The 12,580-nt window shown below is 62.6% G+C and carries 14 protein-coding genes and 1 pseudogene; 6 read left to right on the top strand and 9 right to left on the bottom strand.

The features are described 5' to 3' along the window. Positions 1 to 443: 443 nt before the first annotated feature. Positions 444 to 1,493 carry a S1 family peptidase gene (locus VGP39_RS18405; protein ID WP_327569526.1) on the top strand — a complete coding sequence of 350 codons (1,050 nt, stop codon included), beginning with the start codon at positions 444 to 446 and terminating at the stop codon, positions 1,491 to 1,493. A gap of 597 nt (positions 1,494 to 2,090) precedes the next feature. On the opposite strand, the gene VGP39_RS18410 is transcribed toward VGP39_RS18405, so the two are convergent. Together VGP39_RS18410 and VGP39_RS18415 are read right to left on the bottom strand one after the other, a co-directional pair. Next, complete coding sequence (locus VGP39_RS18410; protein WP_327569527.1) at positions 2,091 to 2,318, bottom strand: hypothetical protein; 228 nt, start codon at positions 2,316 to 2,318, stop codon at positions 2,091 to 2,093. After that, positions 2,308 to 2,445, bottom strand: coding sequence for a hypothetical protein (locus tag VGP39_RS18415; RefSeq protein ID WP_327569528.1), 138 nt, complete (start codon positions 2,443 to 2,445; stop codon positions 2,308 to 2,310). Before VGP39_RS18415 ends, VGP39_RS18410 begins: the two co-directional genes overlap by 11 nt. A 99-nt stretch (positions 2,446 to 2,544) precedes the next feature. Here VGP39_RS18415 and VGP39_RS18420 point away from each other — a divergent pair, with 99 nt between their 5' ends. Then, the gene (locus tag VGP39_RS18420; RefSeq protein ID WP_327569529.1) at positions 2,545 to 2,673 is read left to right on the top strand and encodes a hypothetical protein; all 129 of its coding nucleotides are present in this window, start codon (positions 2,545 to 2,547) and stop codon (positions 2,671 to 2,673) included. A 120-nt stretch (positions 2,674 to 2,793) separates the two neighbouring features. On the opposite strand, the gene VGP39_RS18425 is transcribed toward VGP39_RS18420, so the two are convergent. The 3 genes from VGP39_RS18425 to VGP39_RS18435 all read right to left on the bottom strand — a co-directional run bounded on the left by VGP39_RS18425 (position 2,794) and on the right by VGP39_RS18435 (position 5,248). Beyond that, a complete protein-coding gene (locus VGP39_RS18425; protein ID WP_327569530.1) occupies positions 2,794 to 3,909 on the bottom strand; it encodes a PAS domain-containing sensor histidine kinase in 1,116 nt (371 codons plus the stop codon). Continuing rightward, positions 3,902 to 4,690: an alpha/beta hydrolase gene (locus tag VGP39_RS18430; RefSeq protein WP_327569531.1), complete on the bottom strand. Its 789-nt coding sequence runs from the start codon at positions 4,688 to 4,690 to the stop codon at positions 3,902 to 3,904. The genes VGP39_RS18425 and VGP39_RS18430 overlap by 8 nt, the downstream gene beginning before the upstream one ends. A gap of 147 nt (positions 4,691 to 4,837) precedes the next feature. Then, positions 4,838 to 5,248, bottom strand: coding sequence for a hypothetical protein (locus VGP39_RS18435; protein WP_327569532.1), 411 nt, complete (start codon positions 5,246 to 5,248; stop codon positions 4,838 to 4,840). Between the two features lie 1,354 nt (positions 5,249 to 6,602). Here VGP39_RS18435 and VGP39_RS18440 point away from each other — a divergent pair. Then, positions 6,603 to 7,565, top strand: a complete 963-nt coding sequence (locus tag VGP39_RS18440; protein ID WP_327569533.1) for an ABC transporter substrate-binding protein — start codon at positions 6,603 to 6,605, stop codon at positions 7,563 to 7,565. Between the two features lie 502 nt (positions 7,566 to 8,067). Continuing rightward, complete coding sequence (locus tag VGP39_RS18445) at positions 8,068 to 8,244, top strand: hypothetical protein (RefSeq protein WP_327569534.1); 177 nt, start codon at positions 8,068 to 8,070, stop codon at positions 8,242 to 8,244. Positions 8,245 to 8,278: 34 nt separating this feature from the next. On the opposite strand, the gene VGP39_RS18450 is transcribed toward VGP39_RS18445, so the two are convergent. Both VGP39_RS18450 and VGP39_RS18455 read right to left on the bottom strand, forming a co-directional pair. Beyond that, positions 8,279 to 8,509 (bottom strand): GNAT family N-acetyltransferase, encoded by a 231-nt coding sequence (locus tag VGP39_RS18450; protein ID WP_327569535.1) that lies wholly within the window; start codon positions 8,507 to 8,509, stop codon positions 8,279 to 8,281. A 122-nt stretch (positions 8,510 to 8,631) separates the two neighbouring features. After that, positions 8,632 to 9,660, bottom strand: coding sequence for an NAD(P)/FAD-dependent oxidoreductase (locus VGP39_RS18455; protein ID WP_327569536.1), 1,029 nt, complete (start codon positions 9,658 to 9,660; stop codon positions 8,632 to 8,634). A gap of 198 nt (positions 9,661 to 9,858) precedes the next feature. Here VGP39_RS18455 and VGP39_RS18460 point away from each other — a divergent pair, with 198 nt between their 5' ends. Further along, entirely contained in the window at positions 9,859 to 10,314 is a 456-nt protein-coding gene (locus tag VGP39_RS18460) for a thioesterase family protein (protein ID WP_327569537.1), read from the top strand. 9 nt (positions 10,315 to 10,323) lie between these two features. On the opposite strand, the gene VGP39_RS18465 is transcribed toward VGP39_RS18460, so the two are convergent. After that, entirely contained in the window at positions 10,324 to 10,644 is a 321-nt protein-coding gene (locus VGP39_RS18465) for a 2Fe-2S iron-sulfur cluster-binding protein (protein ID WP_327569538.1), read from the bottom strand. Between the two features lie 73 nt (positions 10,645 to 10,717). Next, positions 10,718 to 11,095: an Hpt domain-containing protein gene (locus VGP39_RS18470; RefSeq protein WP_327569539.1), complete on the bottom strand. Its 378-nt coding sequence runs from the start codon at positions 11,093 to 11,095 to the stop codon at positions 10,718 to 10,720. 362 nt (positions 11,096 to 11,457) lie between these two features. On the opposite strand from VGP39_RS18470, the pseudogene VGP39_RS18475 reads away from it, so the two are divergent. Next, positions 11,458 to 12,580 (top strand): annotated as a pseudogene (locus tag VGP39_RS18475) (negative regulator of septation ring formation); the annotation flags it as partial.

A 12,580-nucleotide genomic window follows, 5' to 3' on the forward strand; every position in this document is an offset into this window, starting at 1 on the left:
TCGCGACCGGAACTCATCATTCCCTACGATCCGAAGTTTCTCGGCGACGATTTCGTCGTGCCTATCCCGACCTTGTCCGACGCATTGCACGCCGTCGCCTTCGCGGACGGAGCGGTGCTCGATTACCCCGTTCTCACGGACCTGCCTCCGCGCCTCACCTCCGCTATTCCAGCCGCAGGTCCGGCGCAAATTCCCGCAGCTTTCTGGAAAGTCATTGTGCTGCGCGATTCGGAAGCAGGCGCTGAAGATCTGTCAGTCGTGGCCTTCGCAATGCGCCAATCCGAGATGTGGAATGACAGGGATGGCAGACCACTGTCCTCGCGACGCCTTCAAGGTTTGCGGGTTTCGAGGGGCGGAGGCGGCGGGCGGAGCGCCGCCAAGAGTTATGCCGGCATGCGGCAGGCTGGAACATCCATGCCGCCAGCGGCTGCGGTTGCGGCGACGTGAGTCTCGATGCCCGCGAGGCGGTCGCGGCGCTGGGCCGCGAAGTCGCGCGTTTGACCGAAATAGTGGCGGCGCAAGGTCGTGCTCGAGAAGAGCCCGCACCGGCGCCGACGGATACGACACGATCGGCGGGACGCAGCATTGCCGCTGCGCCCCAAGCGACTGCAGGAGCGCAAGCGATGGAAGACGAACGCGTAGAGCGTATGGTGGCGGCGGCGCCCGACCATTTGAAGGAGTCCGTCCGGGTGTTTGCCCGAACCGTGGTGATGCAGCACGATATCTCGCGCGGCGCCATTGCCGTGCCGCCTCCATCGCAACTCGAGCGTATAGTAGGCGGCAACCGGGTTCGTGCCGGCGGCATTCCGTCCTGCGTCTGCATCGGCAGCGCAACCGAATGGTCTTGCACGGGCGTCGTGGTGGCGCCAAGGGTGGTTCTCACTGCGGCACATTGCGGCGCGGAAATCACACGTATCTTGATCGGCGACCAAGTCACGCCGAGCATTACGGGACGGGTGGTGAAGGTTCGGCAGGCCTTCATTCATCCGAACTATCGCCCTCATCCCTTTAACGAGAACGATATCAATGTGCTGATCCTTGATGCACCCGCAGCGATTCCTCCTGCACCGCTTGCGACGACGGCCCAAGTGGCGGCGGCCGCGACGATCCATCTGGTGGGATTTGGTTACAACGACCCGACGCTTCCAAAGGGATTCGGCGTCAAGCGCGAGGTGGACGTGCCGATGGGGCCCGTAAAACGTTCGAATGCCGATAATCTCACGCAATTCGAGGCGTTGACCGGCTTTCACTCGAACTACGAATTCGTGGCCGGGCGGAAGGGCCTTGGCAAGGATAGCTGCAACGGCGACAGCGGAGGTCCAGCCTATATCGATACCGACTTCGGTCTGGTCGTCGCAGGGCTGACCAGCCGCGCGACTCGCGATGCGAATGTCCCGTGCGGCGCCGGCGGTATTTATGTTCGCACCGACTTCTTCCGCGATTGGGTGAATGGCGTGCTTTCCTCGAATGGACTTCCCGTTCTACCAACGTGACTGCGCTCTTTTGGACTTTGTGGCCCTTGCTCGACAGGACCGGGCGGCAGCGATATGCGGGCTGGTCATCCCGCATGTCGCTGCGCTCATGCGGGCTACGAAGCTAACATCGAATTTAATGGTGTCGGCGGATTGCCGGCCCACATCAGCTTCTTGACGCAAGGAGCGATGACATGAGTGAACATGATGAATGGACCAGCTATTCGCACTGGGGAATGTTCCTGACGGCGGAACAACATTCGACCGCCCGTTGACGCCAGGTTCAACGTTCGCCGCATGACCGGAACAGGCGGTTGAAGATCGCAGGTCCCGGCTAGAGCGTGATGGCTTTAAGTCCAATCGCCACGACGCTCCGGCGGGCTTCCTCGTGCTTCCCGGCAGCAATCACAAATCGCATCCGTTCATCCACGGCACAGGTCTCCGTCCATCCATCGGCAAGGTCCTCCTTGCCGATGGGTTGACCTGTTACCCATGTGTCCCCGGTCTATTGTGTTACCTATGTAGCCGGTCAGGACCGGATCGAGGTCGCGCAGGTCGACGGCTCCGTGTGACGACTGCGTCATTGCCGGGCGCCTGTCTTCGCCGGTTCATCGCGCATCACCGCCTTGCCCCGCGTCGAATCTTTCCCGTGGCGGGCGGCAACTCTTTTTTCAGCCCATCGCGTTCGATGCAGAGCGCGTCGATCCGATCGAGCATCCGTTGCAGCAAGGCTTCCGCCGAACCCATGGCGATCCCGGCGCGCTGCAGCTGCAAAATTTCCTTGCGCTGGCGTCCGACCTGCGCGCGCAGCCGCTCGATTTCGCCGCGGATAGTGTCAAGCTGCATCACGCTCGCGCTCCGCCAGCGCCGCTTCGATCTGCCGGCGGAGAAGTGCGGTCGGCCGCCCTTCCCGTTCCAGCAGCCGCAGCCTATTCCACAGCCTGATGATTTCCCGCTCTTTCGCAGCGTCCATGATCCGCTCCCCGTGCCAAGCCAGACTAGAACAAACCACGAACTAAAATCAAGCCGCTACGGATAGCGTGTCGGTCCGATGGAACTCTCTAGGCTTGAGATGCCTCGGCCGCTCGCTTGCCCAGGCAACGAAAAGCAGCAGAAGGACGGCATGGAAACCAAGGGCATGTCGAAGGACGGCAGGGCAAAGGACATGTCGAAAGACGGTTCGCCGAAGGCCGACACCTAGAAGAAGCGCAACCAAGCTCCGCTTCACGATAATGCAGAGGCCGTCTCAGGGCGGCCTTCACGCAAGCTTCAGCGTCGGACCTCGCGCGCCGTGCCGGATCGATTTTTGCGGCCGGAATCCTCAAGTCGATGTGAGAGGCATCGTGAAAACGAATCGCGTTTCATCCGGTTCGGACGTCACGTCGATTCTGCCGCCATGCGCCTGCGCGATCTGTGAGGCGATATGAAGTCCGAGGCCAAGGCCCTGACGGCTGCCGCGGATGTCGCCCCGAAAGAACGGCTCGAAGAGCTTTTCCATCGCCGCCGCTGGAATAGGCTCACCGGCATTTGCGACCCGGAGCTTGAATTCGCCGCCTTCCGTTTTCGCTTCCACGCGCACCGGCTTGTCCGGCGCTCCGTGCGTGAGAGCATTGCCGATCAGGTTCGACGCCAGTTGTCCGATCCGCGTGCGGTCGCAGTCGACGGGATCGGTTATCTCAAAGCTGGTTTCGATCACCCGCTGGGGCGAGGCCGTGCGCAATTCGTCGACGACCTGCTCGAGGACCGGCTCCAGTGGCCGGCCGGCGTCGCGGCTCAAGGTGATGCCTCCGCCGAGCCGTCCGCGCGCGAAATCAAGAACGTTGTCGATCAGGTCCGACATGCGGGTGACGGTCGTATTGATCATGTCGAGGACGCGAAGCTCCTTGTGGCCGTGCAGCGTGCCTGACCGCTGCAGGATGCGGGCGCCGGCGCTGATCGCCGCGAGCGGATTGCGCAGGTCATGGCCCAGCACGGCTATGAACTGCTCGCGCAATTCCGCGGTCTCGCGCTCGCTGGCAAGTCCCTTCTGAAGCTCCGACCTCGAATCCACCAATTGGCGTTCATAGCGTCGCCGGTCGGCCGCCTTGATGACCACTAACGCCGTGAACAGGACATCGCCACCGCCATCGCGGCGTTCGGCGGCATTGGCGATCACCGGCAGCCGTTCGCCGGCGGCGGTTTCGAAGTCCAGCGCGAACTCGCTGAAGAAACCCTGCATCCGCAGCAGCGGCGCGATGTGGGTTTCGTAATAGATGCGGCCCGCCATGTTCAGGAACTGATGAAGGCGGCGGCCGATGAATTGGTCGGGGGCAAAACCCGTCCAGGCCGCGAGCGTGGCGTTGACCTTCGATATGCGCCCGTCGGGTCCGATCGTGAGGTAGCCGCAGGGGGCGTTCTCGAACAGCTCCCGGTACTCGTCCATGGGTGCGTCAGACATACGCCCGGATTGCCGAGACGACCTCTGCGGGCGCGCTGAGGTTTGGACAGTGCCCGGTGGCCTTGAGGAAGACGATCTCGCTGCCCGCAATCCTGCTGCGCACGAACTTTCCAACCTCTTCGGAGGCGATGATGTCCTCGCTGCATTGAAGGATCAGGGTCGGAACCGTGACCTTGGGAAGGTCGCTTCTGTTGTCGGATGTGAAGGTGACACGCGCGAACGCCTTGGCGATCTCCGGATCCGTCCGGCAGAAGCTGTTGGTCAGTTCCTCGCCGAGTTCGGGACGATCCGGATTGCCCATGATGGAAGGGGCCATCGCGGCGGACCAGCCCATGTGGTTGTCCTCCAGGAATTCGAGAAGCTCCGCGATCTGTTTTTCGCTGAAGCCTCCGACATATTCGCCATCGTCAATGTACCTGGCGGACGGACCCACCAGCACCATGCGGCCGAACAGGTGCGGAGCTTTCAATGAAGCCAGCACCCCGATCATTGCGCTGACGGAATGACCGACGAAGACGGCGTCCTTCAACTTAAGCTCACGGCCGATCTGCACCAGGTCCTCGGCATAGCCGTGAAGCGTCGAATATTTGCCCGGGTCATAAGCCGCCAAGTCCGATCCGCCCGCGCCGACATGGTCGAAGAGCACAACCTTGAAGTCGTTCTCGAACTCCGGCGCAACGAAGCGCCACATGTTCTGGTCGCAGCCGAAACCATGGGCGAACACCATGCCCCGGTCACCCCGCCCACTCACGCGGACGTTGTTTCTCGCCAATACATCCATGCCTGGTCCTTATGTCGCGGAGTTTTATCAGGGACGCAATTGCAGCGCGTCCGCGATGCGCAAGTTCCGATCCTGAGCTCAAGAGCTTCAAGAACTGTTTTGTTCCGTCCTCCAGCCACGTTCCCGGCGGCCGGTTGAGCGTTTCACTCAGGCGGTCCGGCGCATCGGGTCCGGTGCACGATCAGGCCGAGATGCGTGCTCGTTGTCCACAACCAGTCGAAGCAGCGGGGGCTGTGGCGAAGTCTGGGCTGCCGGAGCCACTGCGACGTGAACTTCAGGCTGTTGCTCGTGGCAATCTGCACCGCGGGCCGGCGCTTCGAGCCAAGCTAGAAACTGCTGACCAGCATCAGTGATTTGCCAGCCGCTATCGTCCCGCAGCACAAATGCACTGCCAAAAATGTCGAGTTGCGGGGCGCGGGCAGCCAAGCCTTTGATTCGGTCAGCCCACTCCGATCCGCTTGAAATCAGGATGCTGACGTGACGCGTCAAGTCGGCAACAGACGCGCGTCCCGCCGGATGGCCGGCCAAAACCTTCAAGACCGTAATCTGAAAACTCACGCTACGCCCCGCGACATGAAATTACTTCTGACACCAATGCCTGCAGCCTAGCTTGGTCTGCGCGCCCGTCCAGCGGTCAATTCCGCTATTTTTCCCGATGTGTCTTACGCGCAACAGCTTCGCGGCTTGCGGCGCAGAAACCTGGCCGAGGCGCGCAGAGAGCCTGCCTCCAAATGCAGCCAATGAGTGAATGGGGACCTTGAGCGGAAGTTCGTCATGGCCGGGATGCAGAAGTTCGTCCTGCCCAGGCTTACCGGACATCCACGTCTTGGCTTCACCCGAGCAAGAACGACGTGGATGGCCGGGACAAGCCCGGCCATGACGAAAAAGCCAGTCATTTTCAGCCGAACACCTGAAATGCTGGATACTTTTTTCAGTCCGGCTTTGAGGACAAGGATCGCCTCAGTTCGTGGCCTCTACCCGTCCTTTGCCCTCGCACCTCTCGCATCGCGCCGGATAGATTTTGCGGCCCGGTTGCGCGGGCTGCTTTACTGCCCGGAATCCGGTTCCTTTGCACGCCGGGCATTTGAACTCGACCGGCTTCGCGGACAGCTTCGGCATTTTATCCCTCTCAACGACGTCTTACCCGAGACCTGCCGACAGGCTATCAACTCGATAACCGGGCGCTACCAATCGGCGGTTGTGGGCTGTGGCGACGACCAGCGGGCGGTTGGTAGCATAGTTAGGCCGCATGAGCGAAGCGACATGCGGGTCCGCCGTGATCAGCCTGCTTAGGTTTGCTTAGGGCAACCCCGCATATCGCGGAGTTTATCATCGGGCGCGCGTTCGTGCGGCCCGGTTGCCCATGCAGACGATGATGCTGGTCTGAATATCGGTCGTGCGATCGTGGCGATCAACGTCGAGCAGCTCATAATGGTGTTGCCGAGGTCACGAATGGCGATGCGCCAGCGGCCCCGATCCACGCGAAGGGTACGAAAACTTTTATATTTTTCGAAGTGCAGCCCCGGATGACGCGCGGATCGGTTAGCCACGCCGCTCTCGTCCTGGACGGAGCATCATCGAATTCTTACAGACCTTGATTCGGCCAGTACCCGGAGGCTAACCGGTAAATTAATTTCTGGACACTCGACTTCGCCGCGTTCCGCGCCGAAGTGAAGAAAGCTTTTCAAAACACAGATTCCAGTCAAGGACCGCGATGGCTGGGAGAACTACCTTGCGGGATCGAATAGCAGCGTGGCCGCGTGCGCGGCGATAGGCGGGGCGTGATCAGTCCCGCTGACGGCTGGAGCGCCATCATCGACCCTGCATACCGCTTTGCTCATGCGACCCTTCGATGCTACCAAAGACTCGGGCTGAGCCGAACCGATCCTGCTTTTTCGACGACGAGGCGCGCATGCGGCGGCGAGACGTGCTTGGCGTTATTGGCGGGGCGCTGGCGTGGCCGCTTGCGGCGCGTGCACAGCAAACGAGGATGGTCACCATCGGTGTCCTTGGCCTCGCCAATCCCAGTCCGGAGCCGCTCCTGCAGGCACTGCGTGAGGGCCTGCGCGACGCGGGCTACGTCGAGGGCCGCAATCTTCGTCTGCAGATACGCGTCGCCGCCGGCAGGCCCGACCTTCAGCTGGAAAAAGCCGTCGAGCTGGTCGGCCTCAAGGTCGATCTGATCGTCACCTTCTTCACGCCCGCGGCGCTGGCGGCGAAACAGGCGACGCGTGACATTCCGATCGTGATGGCCGGCGCGGGAGATCCGGTCGAGAGCGGCCTCGTCGCGAGCCTCGTCAAGCCCGGCGGCAATGTCACGGGACAGTCGAGCGGGGGCGCGGAGGTGGCCGGCAAGGGTGTGGAGCTGATCCGCGAGGTCATGCCCGCCGCGCGCCGTCTCGGCGTGCTCGCCGACGACAGCGATCCTTTCGCCAGATCCTACGTCGATCAGATCCGCCAGGCCGCGCGCAGCGCCGGCATGGAGGTGGAGCCGGTCATGATCCGGCCCGAACTGCCGCTGGAGCCCGCGTTCAGGACCCTGACCGACAAGCACGTGGACGCACTGGTGATTCAAGGCAGCATCGTGCGCAAGGACATGCTGGATCTGGCGCTCGAGCATCGCTTGCCGGCCGTGACGTCGATCCGGCTCGGGCCTGCGCTCGGCGCGCTGATGTCATACGGTTCGGATTATTTCGCGCTGGCGCGCGAGAGCGCGGTCTACGTCGACAAAATCCTCAAGGGCGCCAAGCCCGCCGATCTGCCGGTCGCCTTTCCCACCAAGTTCGTGTTCACCATCAACCTCACAACCGCCAGGGCACTGGGGATCGCGATACCGCCGACAATGCTGGCGCGCGCCGACGAGGTGATCGAATGAAGCGGCGACTGTCGGTATCGGTCAAATATGGGCGAGGTGAAGCAAGCGTAGCCCGCATGAGCGCAGCGATATGCGGGATCGCAGCCCCACATGTCGCTTCGCGCAGACGGGCTACTATATCCGAGGACAAGCGCCGCCTCAGTTGGCAGCCTCTACCCACCCTTTGCCGTCGCACCTCTCGCACCGTGCCGGATAGATTTTGCGGCCCGCTTGCGCGGGCTGCTTTACTGCCGGCAATCCGGTTCCCTTGCACGCCGGGCATTTGCGTTCACCCGGCATTGCTAACATCTTCGGCATCTGATCCCCCTCAACGGCGTCTGCCCCGAGACCTGCCGAGAGGCTATCAACTCGCCAAACGGGCGCTACCAATCGGCAGTTGTGGGTCCTCGGGCAACGACCAGCGGGCGGTTGGGTGGCGCAGCGAGCCGTAGCCCGCATGAATGGCCCGGCTCGGGATCATATCCCCCGATCAAGCGTTATCCCTCCAACCCAGGAGCGCGCCATGGCCGACAAAGAGCAATTGAAGCCGGATGATTTTCCGGTTCACACCGAGAGTAAGAAAATCGTCAAGCCGGACGGCAAGGATATTGCCCAAGCCAGTACCCCGAAAATCGCCGACGAGGTTGCGGAGCGGCTGAACGCGGAAGAGGACCGCCGCGAGGAAGACCGCTGGGCGTAGCAGCTTAGCCGTCACCCCTCCACCACCCTCCGCGCTATTGCCACCGGAAGAAACGGCCGCGCCGCCCTGCCTGAAAATGCGTGAAGCCGTGATGTCGGTAGAATCGCGCGGCAGCGTCGTCCTTGGCATCGACGATCAGGGTGAACACCGCAGCATCGGCCCGGACCGCGCGCGCGATCGCGTCGAACAACAGCGCCGCACCGAGGCTGGGGCCCTGGTAACGGCGATCCACCGCGAGACGACCGATCAGCGCCGCGGGGAGCACGGGATAGCGCGGCAGCTTGCGCGTCTGCTCTACGGCAGGCCGTCGGCGGCGCCTTGATTGTGACGGGGCTTAAGTCCTTTTTGGTTACGGCCTTTTCCGCTCAATCCAGATCGCAAACCCCTTCAATTCACGCCGAGTTTCTTCTGCAGGCTCGACGACGACGTGGTGTATTGAAACACCAAACGCTTGTCCGGATAGACGTAGCGGTGCGCCTTCTGCGCCATCAGCGCGCCCTCGTGGAAGCCGGACAGGATCAGCTTCAGCTTGCCCGGATAGGTGTTGATGTCGCCGATCGCGAAAATGCCGGGCACGCTGGTTTCGAACGCCGATGTTTCCACCGGCACCAGGTTGTTCTGAAGCTCGATGCCCCAGTTCGCCACCGGGCCGAGCTTCATGGTGAGACCGAAGAACGGCAGCAGCGTATCGCATTCGATTTTCGACACCGCGTTGTCGCTGCCCTTCATCACCGCGGCGGTGAGTTTTCCTCCTTCGCCTTCCAATGAGGTGACCTGGCCGATCTTCAGATCCATTTTTCTGTCGCGCACCAGCGCGCGCATCTGCTCGACGCTGTGGGGGGCTGCGCGAAAATCGTCGCGACGATGCAGCAGCGTGACGCGCTTGGCGATCGGATGCAGGTTCAGCGTCCAGTCCAGCGCGCTATCGCCGCCGCCGACGATCAACAGCTCCTTGTCGCGGAATTGCTCCATCTTGCGCACCGCGTAGAAAACCGACGTGCCTTCATAGGCCTCGATGCCCGGCACCGGCGGCCGCTTCGGCTGGAACGATCCGCCGCCGGCGGAGATCACCACCACCTTGCATTCGAATATCTGCCCGGCATCGGTGGTGACGCGGAATCCGGGGTCGCCGATCTTCTCGATGCTCTCCACCATCTCGTTGAGATGGAAGGTCGGCTTGAACGGTTTGATCTGCTCCAGCAGCGCGTCGGTGATGCCCTGCCCGGTGACGTAGGGAATCCCGGGGATGTCGTAGATCGGCTTTTCCGGATACAGCTCGGCGCACTGGCCGCCGATCTTGTCGAGGATGTCGACCAGATGCGCCTTCATGTCGAGCAGGCCGAGTTCGAACACGGCGAACAGTCCGCACGGGCCCGCGCCAATAATCAGCACATCGGTTTTGATCGCTTCGCTCATATCGATTTTCTTTAGTTGGTTCGGGTTGGGGCGGTTTTGGCTGAATCGTCATGGCCGGGCTTGTCCCGGGCATCCACGTCTTTCTTGTGGAGGCTTTTATAGACGTGGATGGCCGGGACAAGCCCGGCCATGACGAAAAACTGATCGTGCCAACCGGATTTGGCTCTGGTAAGGGGCACATCTCAAGGAGATCAACGCGTGAACGCACCAACCGACCTCAACGCAAATCCGCTTCTGGAGGATTTCCCCTACCGGCTCACGGATAATGTGCGTTTCGCCGATCTCGATCCCAACCAGCACGTCAACAACGCGGTCTATGCGACCTATTTCGAGACCGGCCGCGTCACGCTGATGAAGGACCTTAAGTTTGGATTGACGCCTTCGGGGCTGGCCTGGATCATGGTGCGGCTCGACATCCATTTCCGCGCCGAGCTGAAATGGCCCGGCGTCATCGAAATGGGGCTCGGCGTCTCAAAGTTCGGCCGCACCTCGGTGACCTTCGATCAGGTGGTGTTCTCGGAAGGCAAATGCGTGGCGTCGTCGCAATCGGTCTCGGTGCTGATCGATGAGATTTCGCGCCGGCCCGTGCCGCTGACCGAGCAGGTCAGACAAAATTTCGAACCCTGGTGGCGGCGCGGCTTCAAGCCGGCTTGAGGATGTTGCCTAAGCCTGCCGCTCCGGCGTGGTCACCACCAGGCCATCGAGCGCGTCGGTGACCTTGATCTGGCACGACAGCCGCGAATTCGGCCTGACGTCAAAGCCGAAATCCAGCATGTCCTCCTCCATCGGCGAGGGGGCGCCCGTCTTCTCGCGCCAGGCCTCGTCGACATAGACGTGACAGGTCGCGCAGGCGCAGGCGCCGCCGCATTCGGCTTCGATGCCGGGGACCGCGTTGCGGATCGCCGCTTCCATCACGGTCGCGCCGTTCTCGACCTCGATGATGCGGGTTTCGCCGGTGTGGTCGACAAAGTGAATCTTGGCCATGATCGTCCGTAGCTCGCCGGAATTTAAGGGATGTTCGGGCTGTCCTATAACGGGTCGATCCGGTCAGCGCCAGTCACGAACGCCGCAACATGGCGTCGATGGCGGCGCGCGCCTGGGCCACGGCGTGCCGCAGCGCGGCCATCGCCTGCGATGCCTCGCCGCCGTCCCGCATGGCCGCTTCAAGCGCCTCGCTGGCGTCCGCGACACCGAACGCGCCGATCGCCCGCGCCGATCCGTTCAGCGTATGCGCGAGCTCGGCCGCGCCGGCCGGCAGACCGGCCAGGGCCTCGATCAGGCGCGCCGCCTGCCCAGCGAACATCGCCAGCACTTCGCGTTCGAGGCCGACATCGCCAAGCGTCATGCGGCGCAGATGCGCGATATCGATGGGACCGTCATCGGGAACGAGCGGCGGCGATGGCATCCAGTTGATCCGTTGCGGGTGAAGCGGCATGGCAAAGCCCAACCTCCCAGGCCGGACGATTCGGGGGCCCGGAACCTGGCCAGCCAATCACGGAAGTGGTTAACGGAACCTTTGTAGAACGAGCCGCAAGTTCGCCGCCTTTTTTCGGCGAAAAGGTTCCCGGATCTGCCAGCCCTGGCGATGGCGGGCGGGCCGCCGTTAACGATGATTAAGATTGTATTAATCGCAACCATTTCATTCGCATCGCCAAGCCAATAGGATGTTTGCGGATGTGGCGGACAAGCCGGGTGGACCAGTGGTCCCGCCGGCGCCGCGTAGAGCGTGTGGGACGGTTGAGGCTCGCGGTCACGATCGCATGCTTCCCAGGGGATGCGTAAAAAGAGGGCTTAGGCATGGCGAACAACCCAAAGAAGGTCAAGGACCCGACCGAGGTCGCGCTTTCTGCCATTCAGGAAGCCCTGAATATCAGCGATGTGCCCGCTGATGCCAGCCGATCCGCGGTTCGCAGCGATGCGCCGGCGGCGGCGGACCCATCCCTGACGCCGAGTTATGAGGAAGCATCGTTCGACTTCCGGGCCGCCCCCGAGCCTCCGTCATTCGAGCCGGTCGGGGAGCCGCGCCCGCCCCGCCGCGCCGCCAATGACGATCGCGAAACCATCGGGCAAATTCTGCAGGCCATTCAGAAGGGCCGCCCCGCCCGTAACGTCTACACGCTCGCCACCCTGTTTGCCGGCGTCTGGATTCTGGGAGCCGGACTTCTGACCGTCAGCTTCCTTCCCGCGCTGCAGGCCTCCATTGGTCAGGGCAGCGGCGGCACGCTGGTGCTGGCCGGTCTTGCGGCGTTGTTTTTCGCACCCGTGCTGCTGTTCTATTTCCTGGCGAGCCTTTCCTGGCGCGGCCAGGAGCTGCGAATGATCGCGCAATCGATGGCAGAGGTCGCGATCCGCTTCTCCGAGCCCGAGGGCGCGGCGAGCGATTCGATGGTGACCGTCGGTCAGGCGATCCGCCGCGAGGTCGCGGCCATGGGCGATGGCGTCGAGCGTGCGATCGCACGCGCGGGCGAACTGGAAACCCTGGTCGCCAACGAAGTGTCGGCGCTCGAGCGCGCCTATTCCGACAACGAGGTGCGGATCCGCGCCCTGTTGCAGGACATCGCGCATCAGCGCGACAACCTGGTCGGCCAGGCCGAACAGGTTCGCAGCGCCATTTCCGGCGTGCAGATCGATCTGCGCCATGACATCGCGCTGATATCGGATGCGATCGCCTCCCGCGTCGATGAAGTGGCAAAAAGCATCACCACCGGCCTGCAGGAACGCGGCGACCATATTTCGCGGGCGCTCGGCAACGCCGGCGACAGCATGATCCTCGCGCTCGGCGAGCGCGGCGGCGACCTGCTCGACCGCTTCGAGGAAGCAAGCGCCGAGACCACCCGCGCCGTGATGGAGGCGAGCGAGCGGCTGACCGCGAGCCTCAACTTCAAGACCGGCCACGTCCACGACGACTTCGTCGATCTCA

Source organism: Bradyrhizobium sp., from assembly GCF_036009065.1.
Lineage (GTDB): Bacteria > Pseudomonadota > Alphaproteobacteria > Rhizobiales > Xanthobacteraceae > Bradyrhizobium.

Bases quoted from the DNA above. Each gene is read 5' to 3' on its own strand.
- VGP39_RS18410 (WP_327569527.1), bottom strand. From the start codon at position 2,318: ATGCAGCTTGACACTATCCGCGGCGAAATCGAGCGGCTGCGCGCGCAG.
- VGP39_RS18415 (WP_327569528.1), bottom strand. From the start codon at position 2,445: ATGGACGCTGCGAAAGAGCGGGAAATCATCAGGCTGTGGAATAGGCTG.
- VGP39_RS18420 (WP_327569529.1), top strand. From the start codon at position 2,545: ATGCCTCGGCCGCTCGCTTGCCCAGGCAACGAAAAGCAGCAGAAGGAC.
- VGP39_RS18425 (WP_327569530.1), bottom strand. From the start codon at position 3,909: ATGTCTGACGCACCCATGGACGAGTACCGGGAGCTGTTCGAGAACGCC.
- VGP39_RS18430 (WP_327569531.1), bottom strand. From the start codon at position 4,690: ATGGATGTATTGGCGAGAAACAACGTCCGCGTGAGTGGGCGGGGTGAC.
- VGP39_RS18440 (WP_327569533.1), top strand. From the start codon at position 6,603: ATGCGGCGGCGAGACGTGCTTGGCGTTATTGGCGGGGCGCTGGCGTGG.
- VGP39_RS18445 (WP_327569534.1), top strand. From the start codon at position 8,068: ATGGCCGACAAAGAGCAATTGAAGCCGGATGATTTTCCGGTTCACACC.
- VGP39_RS18455 (WP_327569536.1), bottom strand. From the start codon at position 9,660: ATGAGCGAAGCGATCAAAACCGATGTGCTGATTATTGGCGCGGGCCCG.
- VGP39_RS18465 (WP_327569538.1), bottom strand. From the start codon at position 10,644: ATGGCCAAGATTCACTTTGTCGACCACACCGGCGAAACCCGCATCATC.
- VGP39_RS18470 (WP_327569539.1), bottom strand. From the start codon at position 11,095: ATGCCGCTTCACCCGCAACGGATCAACTGGATGCCATCGCCGCCGCTC.